Raw genomic sequence first — 15876 nt, 5'->3', positions numbered from 1 at the left:
AAACACAAAAAAGCACCCGATTTGGGTGCTTTTTTAATGGTAAATTATAAATTTTGTACTTGAAACAGATTATGGTATGACCCTTTTCGTTCCATTAGTTCTTTATGGTTACCACTTTCTGAGATTTCACCATTCTCGACAACTACGATGCGATCCGCATGAGTAACAGTTGCAAGACGGTGTGCAACAATAAATGTAGTTCGGTCTTTAGCTAGCTCTTCAAGCGCCTCTTGAATTAAGTGTTCACTTTCTAGATCTAGCGCAGATGTAGCCTCATCTAGAATTAAAATTGGTGGGTTTTTAAGGAAAACTCTAGCAATAGCAATACGCTGTTTCTGCCCGCCAGAAAGCTTAACACCGCGCTCGCCTACGGGAGTATCATAACCTTCAGGAAGACTTGAGATAAACTCATGTGCGTTAGCTGCTTTAGCTGCTCGGATAACAGCATCTTCTGAAGCATCAGGGTTACCCATCATAATGTTCATCCGAACGGATTCACTAAATAGTATATTATCTTGAAGTACCATTCCGATATTATCGCGAAGACTTCGCGCCTGGTAATCACAAATATCGGTCCCATCAATTAATATACTTCCACCTGTAACATCGTAAAAGCGAGGAATCAGGCTAACCAGTGATGATTTTCCTCCTCCACTCATTCCAACAAGTGCAATCGTTTCACCAGCACGTACTTCAAGATCAATACCCTTGAGCACTGGAAGATCGTTCTCATTATACTTAAATGAAACATCCTGAAAACTAATATTCCCTCTTACATTTTTTAACGTCATTGCATCTTCTCGGTCGACAATATCGTATTTTTCATCTACGAATTCAAATACTCGATCCATTGAGGCAATCGATTGAGTGAGGGTAGTTGAAGAGTTCACTAGACGTCTTAATGGACTATATAGTCGATCCATGTATGTGACAAAGGCCACCATTTCACCAACTTGTAAGCCACCTGAAATAACAAGGTAGGCAGAGAACGCAATAACAATTAACGGTGCTACGTCCGTTATCGTATTAACGACTGCAAATGTTTTCGCATTCCAACGTGTATGATCAAGTGCTCGATCCAAGAAATTCGTGTTGCGTTTATTGAATTGCTCTTGCTCATAATCTTCAAGTGCAAAGCTTCGAATGACCGACATACCCTGTACCCGTTCATGCAGATGACCTTGGACTTCTGCAAGAGCTTGCGAGCGATCTTTCGTTAAATCGCGTAATCGTTTATAGAAAAATTTAACTGATAGTCCATACAATGGAAGGAGAATAATTGCCGCTAACGTTAACCAAATATTCATAAACGATAGAATGACAATGATAATAATAATCGTAATTAGATCAAGCCAAACATTCATCATTCCTGTAATAACGAATGTTTTCGTTTGTTCAACATCATTGATTACTCTGGAGATAATTTCCCCTGCTTTATTATTTGAGTAAAACTTTAAGCTGAGTTGTTGAATATGTGTAAATAACTTATCACGGATATCATAGAGTATTTTGCTCCCAATCCATTGTGCGTAATATTGCCTAAAGTATTCCACTGGCGGTCTAACCACAACGAAAAGGAAGAACGCTCCACCCATTAACCATATAAGCTGTTCGTATTTGTCACCAACTGGCATTTCTGCATTGATAACATCGTCAATGACATACTTTAGAATCAGTGGTAATAGAAGAGGAATTCCAAATTTCAGTATTCCAATTCCAATCGTTATGCCGATTTGCTTACGATATGGCGTTACAAAGGCCATATACCTTTTTATGTTTCCCAGATGTCATCATCCTTTAACTAAACCATTCCCGTCTCGAAAACAGATTATTTTTAATATATATAGTGGGTTAATTTCCGCTTCAGAATGCTCGCTTTCCGCTGGCGGGCGCTGAGCATCCTTCCGCTCCAATAAGCTAAGTTTGGTTTTCTTTACAAAAATTCTTTCAAATGCAACAATCTTTTAGAAAAGAAAGAAACAATGTCTACGAAAAGAGCCTTCTTAAAATATCATTCTTTTCATGTAAAAACCTGTTGAAAAACATTCAACAGGTTTCCTTACCTATATTGAAGAAACTGTTCATACCATTGGTCTACAAAACCTGGAGCAAATGGTCCTTTTCTTTGATGAATCCAGTTCATAAGTTCTTTAACATTTTGTTGTATGATGCGATCAATCGCTTCGGGATAATTCATTTCTTCACGATGCGCTTCGTACTCATCTTCATCCAAAAGCTTAAAGGTCATATCAGGATAAATTTTGATATCAAGATCGTAATCAATGTACTTTAATGCTTCTTCGTCGTAAGTGAATGGAGTACCAAGATTACAATAATAGTATAACCCATCCGTTCTAATCATACCTATAACATTGAACCAATGGTTTGCACTGAAATAGCAAATCGCAGGTTCGCGCGTTCTCCATTGTCTTCCGTCCGCTTCTGTAACGAGAATACGATCGTTTCCCCCGATTATTTCTTTAGAGGTACCTTTAAGTACGATGCTTTCTTCCCATGTTCGATGAAGTGTACCGCGATGTTTATAGCTTTGAATTTGAATTCTCGTCCCGGTCGTTGGGAAACTCATCTTCTTCTCCTTTCCTAAGAAATTCCGGAAAACGATGAATGCCTAATGCATACAGGCAGACTCACAGTATCCTTTCTTTCTTACCGTTCAATACATGACTATTATTTTACATCTCATCTATATTCTTCTCTATTATAACGCTTAACAAAATAAAATAAAAATAAAAGCGCCCTCCAAAGGATGGCACTTTGCTATTTATTCCCTATATAGGTGTCTTTTCAAAGCTCGAAATGACCTCAGATATTAGACGTTCAAATTCGTTTTCCAACTCTGATAAATCTTCTTTACATTCAGTAATTGTAGAACTTACCTGTTCTGAACGACCCATATCTTCGCATTCTAACTTTTGAATTTCTTCTCTCTTTTGGATCATTTGATCGGCCAGCTTAAGTTGTTGCTGGATGAGCACATCGAAGCGTTGCATCCTACCTCCCCCTTCACTCAGCTTCATTACCGTGTCTACAGAATTAGTGTATGAGATAAAATGAAACTTTCGACTTCAAATAGCCTGATATACACCCAAATCTTTATAAAAGTTGTTCTTTCTTTGAGAAGAAATTCAATAATTTAATTCAATTTCCTTTGGCAACTTCTGTAGAGAAGTAGGAAGTTTTGTCATATATCTTCAATTGGAACAATACACTCAGGTTCATCATTTTTTGGAGAGTTGACGAGAGGAGAAACTTCATATGCATTCATATTTTCGGATGGAAATGGGCGCATGCAGTTTCTCAGAACATTTATGTCATCTAATTCAGGATCCAGCCACAGATCCTCCATATCCTTTTCCAAGATAACTGGCATACGACTATGTATGTTTTCCATTAATTCATTGGCACTAGTTGTTAGAATTGTGCACGTATAGAACGTTTCACCCCCGGACTTCCATTTCTCCCATAGTCCTGCCATCGCAAAGGGCTCCCCTTTCTTCACTTGAATGTGCATAGGAACTTTTCGATCATCCTCACGTTTCCATTCATAAAATCCGTCTGATAATAATAAACACCTTCGTCTTTTTAACGCATGTTTAAAGCTTGCTTTCTCATGAGCCGTTTCACTTCTTGCATTAATAAGTTTATTAGAAATTGAAGCATCCTTTGCCCAAAAAGGAATTAATCCCCATCTTAATGTGCCCAGCCGATTTCCACTATCTGCTTTTATAACAGCGGGAATTTGTTGGGAAGGAGCAATATTATAGCGTGGTGCATAGTCATCTATACTCATTTGTTCGATTTGAAATCGTTCTAATAAATCATCAAGTTCTGTGGTTAATGAGAACCTTCCGCACATCTTAATCCCTCCTTTTTACATAACATGTTCGCTGTAATTTGATAAATACCCTTTGTTAATTGAAAACAGGGCTGACTTAGTCAGCCCTGTCTGGGAAGTTGATTATTGTTGCTGCTTGTTTTGAGCAGACTTCGCGTTGCGAGCTTTTACTTCCTGTGCATCCGTTTCGCTTGCAAATTCAGCACCATATTGTTGCTGACTTGCTTGACCAGCAGATGCTTGCTGCTTGTTTTGAGCAGCTTTCGCATTACGAGCTTTCACTTGTTGAGCATCCGTTTCACTTGCAAATTCAGCACCATATTGTTGCTGACCTGCTTGACCAGCAGAAGCTTGTTGATTCTGCTGTTTCACGTGTTGAATGCTTGTACCAGATTGTGTTTGTCCTGGTTTCTTTGCCATGGCTTATCACCTCCCACAAACAATAGAATAACCAGTTCTCGTTTTGTTATGTACGATCTAAAAAAAAGAATTAGAAATCTTTCCCGATGTTTCCATTCCTCTTCTTTCATACCGTTAGTACTCCTGCTACACACTAAGTAAACGAAGGAGGTTTTCATTATGGAAGATCATCGTGATATGACTGAGCTGTCAATGACGTCTAAAGAAAATTGGGCTGATGAAGAACTTTCTTTTTTTCACCATAGTATGCAGCAAATTGCCCCATACCTAAACAGTGAAGGCGTTGCGATACATCGCGAAATTATAAAAGAAATTGAGCAGCGCGGTGGACTTTCCGCATTCATGCCAGATTAGCCTTTAGGGAAATAAACGATTACTTTAATGTAAAAAGCACCCTGAGATTTCATCTCAGGGTGCTTTTCTAGCAAGTATCTTAAAAGTTGGATTTAGACTGCCCGCCATCAACATTTATTGTTGCACCAGCAATCCAAGATGCTTTTTCTGAAGCAAGAAAGACAACAGTATTGGCTACCTCCTCTGGTGTCCCAAACCGTCCACCAGGTATTTCACGCTCGACAAATTTTTTGATTTTCTCAGGGTTTTCATCCAATCTTTTTTGCCAGTTGCCTGACGGGTGTAATATAGCTCCAGGCGCAACACCATTCACTCGGACTCCATATTCAATCAGTTCATCAGCCATTGCTTTTGTGAAACTAATCATAGCAGCCTTCGCACTATTATAAGTTGGCTTACCACCAGATTCCCTTCCGAAAATGGAAGAAATATTTACAATTGCTCCGTTATTTTGTTTTTTCATCTCAGCCGCTGCAATTTGACTAAGATGAACGGCAGAGTAGAAATTAAGATCCATTGCTTTATGAAATTGAGAGATATCTGTTTCCATTGTAGTGGTTCCATTACTACCGCCTGCATTATTAACAAGGATATCAATTGATCCAAACGCCATTAGAAAAGATTCAATGAGTTCTGCACGTTTCCGTTCATCTGTAATATCTGCTTCGAAAATGGCTAGTTCTTCTCCAATTTCACGCTTTGCTTCTTCAAGATCTTCGCGGTTCCTTGCACAAATTCCAACCTGGGCTCCTTCTTCGTAGAAAGCTTGTGCAATTGCTTTACCTATTCCTTTAGAACCACCGGTAACTAATACCTTGCGATTTTGTAGGTTTAAATTCATTTCTCTTCGTTACCCTCCATAATTGCAACAATTTTTTGATGCGCCACTGGAAAAGCGAATTTCTGTAATTCGCTTATATCAACTAACTGAACATTATCTTCACTACTTACTGTTCCTTTGATGGTACCTACATAAACGGTTAATTGCCACTTAAGGTGGCTAAAAATATGGTTAAAAGCTGCAATTTCATCCCCAATGGCAACATCACAGTTATATTCCTCTTTAATATGTTTCTTTAGCTGCTCTTCTTTTAAGCCACCTTCAGTTAATTCTACATTCGGAAACTCCCACAGACTCGCTAGAAGACCATTTTCTGGACGTTTCCTAATTAAATACTTTCCGTTTTGGTCTTTTAGGGCGACTACCGCAATCGGCACGGGTCTCGGTGCCTTTTTCTTTGATTTAATAGGCAATTCTTCTTGTGAACCTTCTTTAAATGCGCGGCAGTGGTCCTGAACTGGACAAAGAAGACATGAAGGAGATTTTGGTGTACAAATGATTGCACCTAGTTCCATCATACCCTGATTGAATGAGGATGGATCTTCTTCTGAAATTAAACGCCTTGTCACTTCCTCAAATGTTTTTCTACTTGAAGGTTTGGCAATGTCTTCCCATATCCCTATAATTCTTGAAAGAACTCTCATCACATTCCCATCTACTGCTGGTTCAGGTATATTATACGCAATACTTAGAATAGCCCCAGCTGTATATGGTCCGACACCCTTTAGTGTTGCAATTTCCTTTGGGTTATTTGGTACAACCCCGTTATACGTTTCTGCTACCTCTTGAACCGCACTTTGCAGATTTCTCGCTCTTGAATAATATCCTAGGCCTTCCCATGCTTTTAAGACATCCGATTCTTCAGCATTTGCTAATGCCTCGATTGAGGGGAACTTCGAGATAAACCGTTCAAAGTATGGAATAACCGTATCAACTCTTGTTTGTTGAAGCATAATTTCAGATACCCATATTCGATAGGGGTCCTGATTCTCACGCCATGGCAGGTCCCTTTGTTCGTTTTTATACCAGGAAATTAAATCGTACTGGAATTGCTTCTCATCGAATAAATGTAGAAGCTCTGTCACTTTCTCATTCATTAATCAACTCTCCGATATGATATAGTAAGGTTAATGTTAACAATCATCTAAATCTTCTAATAACCTTCCTCAACTTTCATCTAACACATATAATAACGTATCAATCCTTTACAATCACCTTTTAACTTTTCACATCTCGAATATTTGGGTATAACTAAGTAGAGTAGACATTTAAATTTTCTCATACACACGTTACAAATTGATTTAAACGTTTCATAAGGAGGATTCTTACCCTATGGATACTGGGACACATGTGGTCATGGGACTGGGGATTGGAGCTCTAGCAACGTTGGATCCAGCTATCGCTCAGGACCCAATTACCGCTCAAAGCGTTCTAATTGGAGCGCTGATTGGATCGCAGGCCCCGGACTTCGATACTGTTCTTAAATTGAAAAATAATGCTGTCTATATTCGTCACCATAGAGGAATTACGCATTCAATTCCTGCTGTCCTTACATGGCCGATCATCATTAGTAGCGGGATTATGCTTTTCTACCCTGAGACAAATTGGCTTCATCTATGGCTGTGGACATTTCTTGCTGTGTTCATTCATGTATTTGTGGATATTTTCAATGCATATGGCACGCAAGCGATTAGACCTTTCTCGAATAGGTGGGTAGCACTGGGAGTTATAAATATTTTTGATCCATTTATCTTTCTTCTTCATATTGGTGGCCTGATTCTTTGGTACACAGGGACAAATCCTGGGTATACCTTCCTCACCATATACGGCGTTATCATCTTCTATTACTTCTGGAGGATTTACGAACAAAGAAAAGTGATCAATGCCGTTAAAGAGCGAATTCCAGCTGCAATAGAGATTATTGTATCTCCTACTATTAGTTGGAGCAGGTGGCATATTGCTGTTAAATCAGAATCAAACTTTTATGTAGCACGTGCTGATGGGACAACGATTACTGTTCAAGATGAATTTGAACGAGTTCCTGTTCCAAAAACACCTGTACTTGAATCAGCCAAAGAAGATCCCAACTTAAGTGCTTTTCTTTCATTTTCTCCAGTTTATCGATGGGAAATTGAAGAGAAAGAAGCTGGATACGAAGTGCGCTTTATTGATCTTCGCTATCGTAACAAAGGGCACTATCCTTTCGTTGCCGTCGTTCAAATGGAAGATCAACTCGAGATCACCAGTTCTTATACTGGATGGGTTTACAGTGAGGATACACTAAGGAAGAAACTAGATATAGCCCTCGACTAAATGAGAAACCGGCTGGACAATGCGTCCAGCCGGTTTTGGTATTAATGTTTGATACTTCGATCATCACCAAAATAGTCCTTGTATTTTGGATTATTCATCATAAAGTCATGTAGTACTGGACCATAATAATCGATCCATTGCTTTACGATTTTCTCTGTAACATCGCTACCTTTGTATTCTCTTCCAGCTTTTGCTCTGGATGATTCAAAATCTTCCCATAGTAGTTCAACCATTGTTCTTGCTTGACCGTATGAGAGATGATCATTTTTTTCAAGAAGGTTATGAGCAAGCCTTTGAAATAAATCTTCCATCAGGCATTCTCCTTTCATGTTGTTCTTCCATTGCTTTCCGTAGAGAAAAGACACGCCTCTATCACATAACTTCCTTAACGCTACGCATACTAAATCTGTGCCTGTTAAGGTGAAGATTATCGAAAGGGGCGCATCATGATGAGAAATAAAAAAACCGGATTTCCAGACGCTAAATTCTCAGGTGAACCACGTGCTAAAGAAGAATTTGCATCAAAACGTGCTGACGGAACTACGAACACTCATCCACAAGAACGAATGAATGCTTCAAACCGTACCGGTAATCGACAGGGATAACTCTCATATAGGAGGCGCTATCTATGGGTAAAAGAAATCGAAATCGAAATCGGATTCATTCGAATTATGAGGATCCATTTCAATCTCCTCGTGCAAATCCAAAACACGCTCATCATCAAGTGAACGGGGAAACCCAACAGGCATATAACGATATCGTTCTTCAAGTACAAACCAGAAAACGGTCGTAACCAATGAACTAATTAGAGAGCAGCGTTACAGCTGCTCTTTCTTAATAAGCATTGCAATTGGGAAAGCCTCAATCTCACTATTCCCCTTACGGTAACCCCATGCAAACGTACCGTTCATATAATCAATCGTAAATGTTGAACCAGGGTCACCATCTATTTCATATTGTTCTCCTGAAGTAAAATCTTCAGGATCTAACAAATAAGACTTAGCAAGCGCAATTCTTCGCTCATGGACAGAGAATTCATTCACCATTCCCATTTGTTCAGCTCTGCGTGCTTTTTCACTTAGCAAAGCAATTTCACTTCGCAACTCTTGTTCACTCATTTCACTAAAACGTTTCTCCATTTCTGCCCTCCATTACTCATGATGCACTGTTCCCACAAGTATAGTTCATTTTCTAACACATGACAAAAATATGCTACGCTTACATAGGAGGAGGAATTCATTATGAAAACAATACTAATCACTGGTGCTGGTTCAGGACTTGGTGCTGAATTAGCAAAGCAGTGGGGAAATGAAGATAATCATATCGTGTTAGTTGGTAGAACAAAGCAAAAGCTAGAAGGTGTTCAACGTTCTATCAAGAACGGTTCGAGCTCCATATATACCTGTGATATTTCTGATTCAAAGCAAGTTGCTGAGCTTATGGAAGCATTGGAAAAGAATGAAACAGTTGTTGATTTACTTGTAAATAATGCTGGTGTAGGTGCGTTTGGGGCTTTAGAAGAAATTCCGATTGAAGATATCCATCATGTTCTTGATACAAATGTTAAGGGAACGATTTTTTTAACTCAAGCTCTACTCAAAACCCTGAAAAAAGGTGGAGGAAGAGTAATGAATATCATCTCCACAGCAGGATTGAAGGGGAAAAATCACGAATCGGTTTATGTTGCTTCTAAATACGCGGTACGTGGCTTTACAGAAAGCCTTTGGAAAGAATTGGAAGACACGAATGCAAGTGCAACAGCTGTTTATATGGGAGGAATGGACACTCCTTTCTGGTCGGACACAGACCATGTGAAAGATACGTCCAGATTAAAATCACCCTCAGAGAAAGCGAAACAAATTATTCAACTTGATGAAGGACAGAAAGAAATTTTTATTGATCGATAAATTCTTCTAAGTATCGATTGATGAGTGGGAAAGGAAAGCCTTTACGATAAAGAAATTGCTTCATTTTGTGATCAAACTCTCGACGATCTAACTTACTATAACGTCGCTCAGCTTTTTGTGCTTGAAGCACCAGCGCCTCCCATTCTTCATCGTCACCCTTTTCTAATTCGATATTATCCATTACTTCTTGAATAATATCTCGGTCAAACCCTTTTGCTCTTAACTCTTGATTAACTTTTTGTCTGAGCTCAGTTGAAGAAGCTTTTTTAAGCTTATTGGCCTTTTTTTCTGCTACATTTTGGGCAAGCTCTACTTGTTTTTCATATGAGTATTCTTCAAGTGCTTTTTCTGTCATGTCTTTGTTTACTCCCTTTTGTTTGAGCTCCTGTTTAATCACAAATGGACCCTTGCCGCCAGCATTAATTTTAGTTCGAACAAAAGCTTTGGCAAATTCAAGGTCATCTACATATCCATAGCGCTCTAGTTTCTCGAAAATCGATGGAAATGCTTCTTCAGGCACCTCTTTTTTGAGAAGGTAATCCTTCACCTCTTTTTCAGAGCGCATGCGGTAAGACAGGTAATTAAGAGCGAAGTTCATACCTTTCTTCACTTGATCTTCAAAGTGGATATTTTCAAGCATTTCGTCATCAAGCTCCACGCCTTTTCGAAGACCAAAGCTTATAAGAACATCTAGATCAACGCCGAACCCAAACTCTTCACCAGAACCTTTATCAATAAAAATTGAAAAACGCTCATTATTATTCTTTTGTGTCGTTATACGCGTAACCTTGACCAATGCACTCACCTCATGTCATATTGTAGCACTTTGAGAACCATGAAACGAAAATTTAACCTACTGATTAAAGGATTCTCTTTATGGGTAAAGAAGTAGTATTAAAAGTATATCGCGTAAGCTTAGGAGGAAGATCAAATGAACATTGCGATTACCGGGGGAACTGGCTTTGTCGGAAGCGCTCTTACAGAATCATTTGTAAACGATGGCCATTCGGTTTATATTCTGACACGTAACCCAGACAATCAGCCTGTCAAAAAAGGTGTTACGTATGTAAAGTGGCTTCAGGATGATGCAGAGCCAGAAAAAGAGCTTTCTAACATTCATGCTATCGTTAACCTGGCTGGTGAATCAATTAACAGTGGAAGATGGACAGAAGAGCGAAAAAAACGAATTCTCGATAGTCGAATTACATCAACCAGAGAAATAATATCTATCATCCAAAAGCTTGAAAAAAAACCACGTGTTCTTGTTAATGCATCGGCTATTGGCTATTATGGATCCTCATTGGATCAATCTTTCACCGAGAATAATACGGAAGCTGGGAACGATTTTCTAGCGGATGTTTCAAAGAAATGGGAAGACGAAGCAATGAATGCTCAAAACCATGGTGTTCGAACTGTGTTAACACGCTTTGGCATTGTACTTGGCGAAGAAGGAGCCCTCCCATTAATGGTGCTACCATACAAACTATTTATAGGTGGCAAACTTGGTGATGGACGTCAGTGGTATTCATGGGTTCATATTCATGATGTTATTGGTATGATTCGCTTTGCAGTTGATCATGAATCTGTACAAGGACCATTAAATGTTACAGCACCTGAACCTAAGCGGATGAATGATTTTGGGAAAACTGTAGCCGAGGTCCTTAACCGACCACATTGGATGCCCGTTCCAGAAGCACCTATGCAGGTTGCTCTTGGCGAGAAGAGTGGGATCGTTCTTAAAGGTCAATGTGTCCTTCCACAAAAAGCAAAAGAACTTGGCTATCCTTTCCGTTATATTAAATTAAAAGATGCACTAGAGAACCTGCTGGTTTAACAGCAGGTTTTATTTATCAGTTAATTTCTTAATTACCTATAATGAGATAGCATCTATTACAATAAATGGCTATAATAAGTTAACTAACTGGAGAGGGCAAAGACCCCTAACCAAAACTAACAGATGATAGGTGAGTAATTTGACAATATTAATTAAACAAGCAAGAGTTTATCCCATTTCCTCCACAGTCCTTCCATCCGCTGATGTGCTTGTGAAAGATGGACTTATTCACAAAGTATCTCCTTCCATTCCCGAGGAACCCGATATGACCGTTATAGACGGCAAAGGGCATCATCTTCTCCCTGGTTTAATTGATGCACACACTCACGTCGGGCTTTACGACGAAGGAACAGGATGGGCGGGAAATGATGCGAACGAAACTGTTGAAGCCCTTACCCCACATGTACGTGCTATAGATGGTGTGAACCCACTCGACGTTGGATTTAGGGATGCTATTGCGTTTGGCGTTACGTCTGTTCAGGTCATGCCTGGAAGCGCAAACATTATTGGTGGAACGACAACAGTATTGAAAACACATGGCAAGAATGTAGAGAAAATGATTGTACGAGAAACTGCTGGACTTAAGATTGCCCTTGGAGAGAATCCAAAGCGGGTGCACAGTCATTCAAACAATGATTCCATTACACGAATGGGGATTATGGGACTCCTGCGCGAAGCCTTCTATCATGCAAGTCGATCCGATCGTAAAGAGCATCCACGCATCGCTCCAATTATCGCAGCGCTTAACCGTGAAATTCCAGTACGAATTCACGCGCACCGTGCTGATGACATTTTAACAGCTGTTCGTTTTGCCAGAGAGTTTGATCTTGACCTTAGAATTGAGCATTGTACCGAAGGACATTTAATCGCTGACGAACTTAGTGGACAGAACCTAAAAGTATCCGTGGGACCCACCATGACTAGACGCTCAAAGATTGAGCTTAAGAACAAAACATGGGCGACTTACGGAATTCTAAATAATCACGGAATTGAAGTTTCGATCGTAACTGATCATCCGTACGTTCCTATTCAATACCTAAACGTATGTGCAGCACTGGCTGTGAGAGAAGGATTAAGTGAGGAAAAAGCACTGGAAGGCATTACTCTAAACCCTGCTAAAAGCCTTGGTGTAGACCATCGAATCGGAAGCATAGAAGTTGGAAAAGACGCGGATTTAGTCCTGTGGTCTCACCATCCATTTCATTTTGAAGCTCGCCCAATATTAACGATGATTGATGGTAAAATTATTCATAAAAAATAAGCAAAAAACCAGTATCTTTTTTATATGAAATTGAGTATGATATTTTTGTAATTAAAATAAAATGAACTAACAACTTCATAAGTGAATATGGGAAGGCAATTGGTGCGCCACCAGCAATGACTGGTCCTAGTGGGTTCGATTCCCACCCCGAATAATAATTCAACATACTATTATTCGAGGGTGGGGTTAAGTCTGCCCTCGACAGGAGGGAAACTCATGATTAAACATCGTGACCTGTCGGAATGTCATGTGCTATTTGACTTGATGGTTGACCCAGCTGTCTTCCCATTTGTACGTCATAAAGCAAGCTCGTACGAAGAATATCTGTTTCTAACGAAGCAAATCATTGAAGCTGAAGAACAAGGTGAATTAATATCCCGCACTATTCTTGATGAATGGGGTACCCCTATTGGTACGATTAACCTTTTTGATCTTGATCAACAAACAGGATTTCTCGGAACTTGGATAGGTACTCCATATCACGGGAAGGGTTACAACCAGCTTGCAAAAGATGCTTTTTTCAATGAGATGTTCTACGATAAACAAATTCAAACGATTTTCATGCGCATTAATCAGGATAACATCCGTTCCCAAAAAGCCGCTGAGAAAATTCCTTTTGTAGAGAAGGCAAATGAAAAATGGCCAGAAATTTTTCAAAAAATTAACAATGGAGAAAAAGCCTATCACTTATATGAAATAGAACGTGATAATTACCTTCTCCACACCATGCGTGAACGCTCAGAAACAGTTGAAGTTCAACTAGAAGCTTAAGTTCCTATAATAGGAACTTTTTTCTTTTCGCTTGGCTCTTTTCAATAACTATTTAAAAAACACACTTAGTGATTTCCGCTCATATAGCAACAATGTATACGAAAAGAGCCTTTCGTTTAAACAAATACGAACACCTGCATAGAACTTTTCTTGATGGCAATGCTAGTACCATCTTAAAGAAAAGAGGGTTAATTGTGGATAAACGCAAAGGAAAAGATAACAAAGAATCAAAAATGACTTTAACAAAAACTCAGGATGTGCTATTCGGTCGTGAATTCAAACGCGCTGATCGTGCTGGCCAAAAATAGGTTATCTTCTCGAATAATTTGAACACCATTTAGCCATTCTAATTAGTGGAGAGATGCTCTCCAAACTCACTTACAGGAGCTGATTAAGATGGCAAAACGTCCAAATTATTCAGAAGAAAAACAAAAACGCCAAGCAAAGAACCCGATCCCTGCAGCGCAAAATGAAGATGTAGAATTTGCAAGTGAATTTGATGCTGCTGATGCAAAAGCAGCAGAAAGAGCAAAAGCAGCTAACCAACGAGCGAAAAAGAATAAGTAATTAAAAAAGGGACCTCTTCAGGTCCCTTTTTCAACTGTGTTTCTTTACTATATCTTAACATCCCTTTGTGGAAACTTATCATCCACACATTGTTAACAATGTGGATAACCTTAAACTAATCCTGTAATACCGCTATTAGTTACAATTAGTGAATTTTGTGGATAAAAAAACCACTACAGCTGTGGATAATGTTGATAATTCTGTGTATAAGGCACGATATCTGCTTTTACACTGTGCATAACACTGTGGAAAGTGTTAATGACTCCTTTAGACAAACAGTCAAAAGGTTGAGATTAATTCTTTTTTTCTGTAAACTCAGTCCCGCTACCTTTATAGTGGCTTTTTATTTAGTTGCTTTTCTTTTTGAAAACCGCGACAACCTCAACATGAGCCGTTTGAGGGAACATATCAACAGGTTGTAATTCTTTTATTTCGTATCCTTTTTTCATTAGAAATGCAGCATCTTTTGCGAGTGTGGATGGATTACAGGATACATATACAATCCGGTCTGGTCTTGCTTTGACCATTGTGGATAACAATTTATCATCACAACCCGTCCGAGGCGGATCAACAACAATGACATCTGGTCTAAAGCCCTCTTTAACCCAGCTAGGGACTAAATCTTCTGCTTTACCAACTTCATATCTCATTGATGTTTGGTAGCCATGTTGTTTAGCATTCTTTCTCGCATCATCAATCGATTCTTTTATAACATCCATGCCTCTCACTTCTTTTGCATGATCAGCAAGCCATAACCCAATTGTTCCTACTCCGCAGTAAGCGTCAATAATGTTTTCTTTCCCAGTAAGCTCAGCTGCCTTTTTAACTTCATCATATAGCTTCACGGTTTGGATAGGGTTCAATTGGAAAAATGCACGAGCAGACAATTCAAAATGCAAATCACCTAGCGACTCTTGGATCACTTCTTCTCCATCAATTACTAGTGTTTTCTCTCCAAAGATGATCGACGTCCGCTTACCATTCACATTTTGAACAACAGACCTTACTTCTGGTAGACGCTTCTTAATTTCTTTAATTAATAATTCTTTTCGTGGGATATTTTCTTCAGAGGTAACGAGGACAAGTTGAATTTGGCCTGTTTCAAAACCAACTCTCGTTACAATCGTACGAATAAGCCCCTTATGTTTCTTTTCGTTATAAATTGAAATATTTAAGTCTTCTAGAATGCTCACAACCTGGCGAGTTACGCGATTTGTCTCCGGATGTTGGACAAGGCAATTGGTTAGTTCAACTAGTTCATGTGAACCTGTGCCATACAAACCAGCGATTATTTTCCCTTTTTGTTTCCTAACCTGAAGCTGACTCTTGTTTCGATAATTCCAGGGATCTTCCATTCCAATGACAGGCTTAATGGTAATATCCTTCTCGCCCAACTTTGCATGTCGCTCGAATGATTGAATAACAATATCCCGTTTTTCTCGCAGCTGACCATCATAACTTAAATGCTGTAACTGACATCCTCCACACTCTTCATAGACAGGACATGGTGGTGCAATACGATCGTTAGATTTCTTTCGCAATCGTTTAACTTTCGCTTCAGCACGATTTGGAAAAACCGTTGTAATTTCTGCGGTAACTTCTTCTCCTGGTAGAGCACCAGGAACAAAGACAACCGTACGCTTAAAGAAACCAACGCCTTCTCCATTTATTCCTAGTCGTTTTATTGTAAGAGGGACCGTTTGTCCTTTAACTAGACCTGATCCTTTGACTTCTTTTTTGTTCAACATTAAT

Annotated in this window: 21 protein-coding genes; 10 read left to right on the top strand and 11 right to left on the bottom strand. The window is 39.2% G+C overall.

Going from position 1 to position 15876, the window contains the following annotated elements; all coding sequences use genetic code 11:
• Positions 1–44: 44 nt before the first annotated feature.
• The 5 genes from FBF83_RS17585 to FBF83_RS17565 form a co-directional block, all read right to left on the bottom strand.
• Positions 45–1763: an ABC transporter ATP-binding protein gene (locus FBF83_RS17585; protein WP_169525605.1), complete on the bottom strand. Its 1719-nt coding sequence runs from the start codon at positions 1761–1763 to the stop codon at positions 45–47.
• 296 nt (positions 1764–2059) lie between these two features.
• Positions 2060–2587 (bottom strand): nucleoside tri-diphosphate phosphatase, encoded by a 528-nt coding sequence (locus tag FBF83_RS17580; protein WP_048313631.1) that lies wholly within the window; start codon positions 2585–2587, stop codon positions 2060–2062.
• 202 nt (positions 2588–2789) lie between these two features.
• Entirely contained in the window at positions 2790–3011 is a 222-nt protein-coding gene (locus FBF83_RS17575; protein WP_136948449.1) for a hypothetical protein, read from the bottom strand.
• A gap of 191 nt (positions 3012–3202) precedes the next feature.
• Positions 3203–3877, bottom strand: a complete 675-nt coding sequence (locus FBF83_RS17570; protein WP_136948448.1) for an SOS response-associated peptidase — start codon at positions 3875–3877, stop codon at positions 3203–3205.
• Between the two features lie 102 nt (positions 3878–3979).
• Positions 3980–4276, bottom strand: coding sequence for a gamma-type small acid-soluble spore protein (locus FBF83_RS17565; protein WP_136948447.1), 297 nt, complete (start codon positions 4274–4276; stop codon positions 3980–3982).
• Positions 4277–4435: 159 nt separating this feature from the next.
• Here FBF83_RS17565 and FBF83_RS17560 point away from each other — a divergent pair, with 159 nt between their 5' ends.
• Positions 4436–4630, top strand: coding sequence for a hypothetical protein (locus FBF83_RS17560; protein WP_048313622.1), 195 nt, complete (start codon positions 4436–4438; stop codon positions 4628–4630).
• A gap of 79 nt (positions 4631–4709) precedes the next feature.
• Here the strand turns inward: FBF83_RS17560 and FBF83_RS17555 are convergent, their stop codons facing one another.
• The gene (locus FBF83_RS17555; protein WP_136948446.1) at positions 4710–5471 is read right to left on the bottom strand and encodes an SDR family NAD(P)-dependent oxidoreductase; all 762 of its coding nucleotides are present in this window, start codon (positions 5469–5471) and stop codon (positions 4710–4712) included.
• The gene (gene mutY, locus FBF83_RS17550; RefSeq protein ID WP_136948445.1) at positions 5468–6568 is read right to left on the bottom strand and encodes an A/G-specific adenine glycosylase; all 1101 of its coding nucleotides are present in this window, start codon (positions 6566–6568) and stop codon (positions 5468–5470) included. Before mutY ends, FBF83_RS17555 begins: the two co-directional genes overlap by 4 nt.
• 235 nt (positions 6569–6803) lie before the next feature.
• Between mutY and FBF83_RS17545 the strand changes: the two genes are divergently transcribed.
• On the top strand, positions 6804–7784 hold the full coding sequence (locus FBF83_RS17545) for a metal-dependent hydrolase (protein ID WP_136948444.1): 981 nt from the start codon (positions 6804–6806) through the stop codon (positions 7782–7784).
• Between the two features lie 41 nt (positions 7785–7825).
• Here FBF83_RS17545 and FBF83_RS17540 read toward each other — a convergent pair whose 3' ends face one another.
• Positions 7826–8095, bottom strand: coding sequence for a YfhJ family protein (locus FBF83_RS17540; protein WP_169525603.1), 270 nt, complete (start codon positions 8093–8095; stop codon positions 7826–7828).
• 138 nt (positions 8096–8233) lie between these two features.
• Between FBF83_RS17540 and sspK the strand changes: the two genes are divergently transcribed.
• Both sspK and FBF83_RS17530 read left to right on the top strand, forming a co-directional pair.
• Positions 8234–8389: a small, acid-soluble spore protein K gene (sspK, locus tag FBF83_RS17535; protein ID WP_048313678.1), complete on the top strand. Its 156-nt coding sequence runs from the start codon at positions 8234–8236 to the stop codon at positions 8387–8389.
• A gap of 23 nt (positions 8390–8412) precedes the next feature.
• The gene (locus FBF83_RS17530) at positions 8413–8577 is read left to right on the top strand and encodes a YpzG family protein (protein ID WP_084006679.1); all 165 of its coding nucleotides are present in this window, start codon (positions 8413–8415) and stop codon (positions 8575–8577) included.
• Between the two features lie 25 nt (positions 8578–8602).
• Here the strand turns inward: FBF83_RS17530 and FBF83_RS17525 are convergent, their stop codons facing one another.
• On the bottom strand, positions 8603–8923 hold the full coding sequence (locus tag FBF83_RS17525) for a YfhH family protein (RefSeq protein WP_136948443.1): 321 nt from the start codon (positions 8921–8923) through the stop codon (positions 8603–8605).
• Between the two features lie 102 nt (positions 8924–9025).
• On the opposite strand from FBF83_RS17525, the gene FBF83_RS17520 reads away from it, so the two are divergent.
• Positions 9026–9691 carry an SDR family NAD(P)-dependent oxidoreductase gene (locus FBF83_RS17520; protein WP_136948442.1) on the top strand — a complete coding sequence of 222 codons (666 nt, stop codon included), beginning with the start codon at positions 9026–9028 and terminating at the stop codon, positions 9689–9691.
• On the opposite strand, the gene recX is transcribed toward FBF83_RS17520, so the two are convergent.
• Entirely contained in the window at positions 9678–10487 is an 810-nt protein-coding gene (gene recX, locus FBF83_RS17515; protein WP_136948441.1) for a recombination regulator RecX, read from the bottom strand. The two genes, FBF83_RS17520 and recX, sit on opposite strands and share 14 nt — an antisense overlap.
• A gap of 135 nt (positions 10488–10622) precedes the next feature.
• Here recX and FBF83_RS17510 point away from each other — a divergent pair, with 135 nt between their 5' ends.
• From FBF83_RS17510 to FBF83_RS17490, 5 genes are all read left to right on the top strand, one after another.
• Positions 10623–11525, top strand: a complete 903-nt coding sequence (locus tag FBF83_RS17510; RefSeq protein WP_136948440.1) for a TIGR01777 family oxidoreductase — start codon at positions 10623–10625, stop codon at positions 11523–11525.
• 139 nt (positions 11526–11664) lie between these two features.
• Positions 11665–12786, top strand: coding sequence for an amidohydrolase (locus FBF83_RS17505; RefSeq protein WP_136948439.1), 1122 nt, complete (start codon positions 11665–11667; stop codon positions 12784–12786).
• Between the two features lie 216 nt (positions 12787–13002).
• On the top strand, positions 13003–13557 hold the full coding sequence (locus FBF83_RS17500; protein ID WP_136948438.1) for a GNAT family N-acetyltransferase: 555 nt from the start codon (positions 13003–13005) through the stop codon (positions 13555–13557).
• A gap of 194 nt (positions 13558–13751) precedes the next feature.
• Complete coding sequence (locus tag FBF83_RS17495) at positions 13752–13865, top strand: YfhE family protein (RefSeq protein WP_136948437.1); 114 nt, start codon at positions 13752–13754, stop codon at positions 13863–13865.
• 88 nt (positions 13866–13953) lie between these two features.
• Positions 13954–14124 carry a YfhD family protein gene (locus FBF83_RS17490; RefSeq protein WP_136948436.1) on the top strand — a complete coding sequence of 57 codons (171 nt, stop codon included), beginning with the start codon at positions 13954–13956 and terminating at the stop codon, positions 14122–14124.
• A 347-nt stretch (positions 14125–14471) separates the two neighbouring features.
• Here FBF83_RS17490 and rlmD read toward each other — a convergent pair whose 3' ends face one another.
• Positions 14472–15872, bottom strand: a complete 1401-nt coding sequence (rlmD, locus tag FBF83_RS17485) for a 23S rRNA (uracil(1939)-C(5))-methyltransferase RlmD (protein WP_136948435.1) — start codon at positions 15870–15872, stop codon at positions 14472–14474.
• Between the last annotated feature and the right edge of the window lie 4 nt (positions 15873–15876).

Origin of the sequence: Guptibacillus hwajinpoensis (assembly GCF_005144865.1) — a bacterium.
In the GTDB taxonomy this organism is placed as follows: Bacteria; Bacillota; Bacilli; order Bacillales; family Guptibacillaceae; genus Guptibacillus; species Guptibacillus hwajinpoensis_A.
Note: the sequence above shows the minus strand (reverse complement) of the source record. Positions and strands in the feature narration are given on the sequence as shown.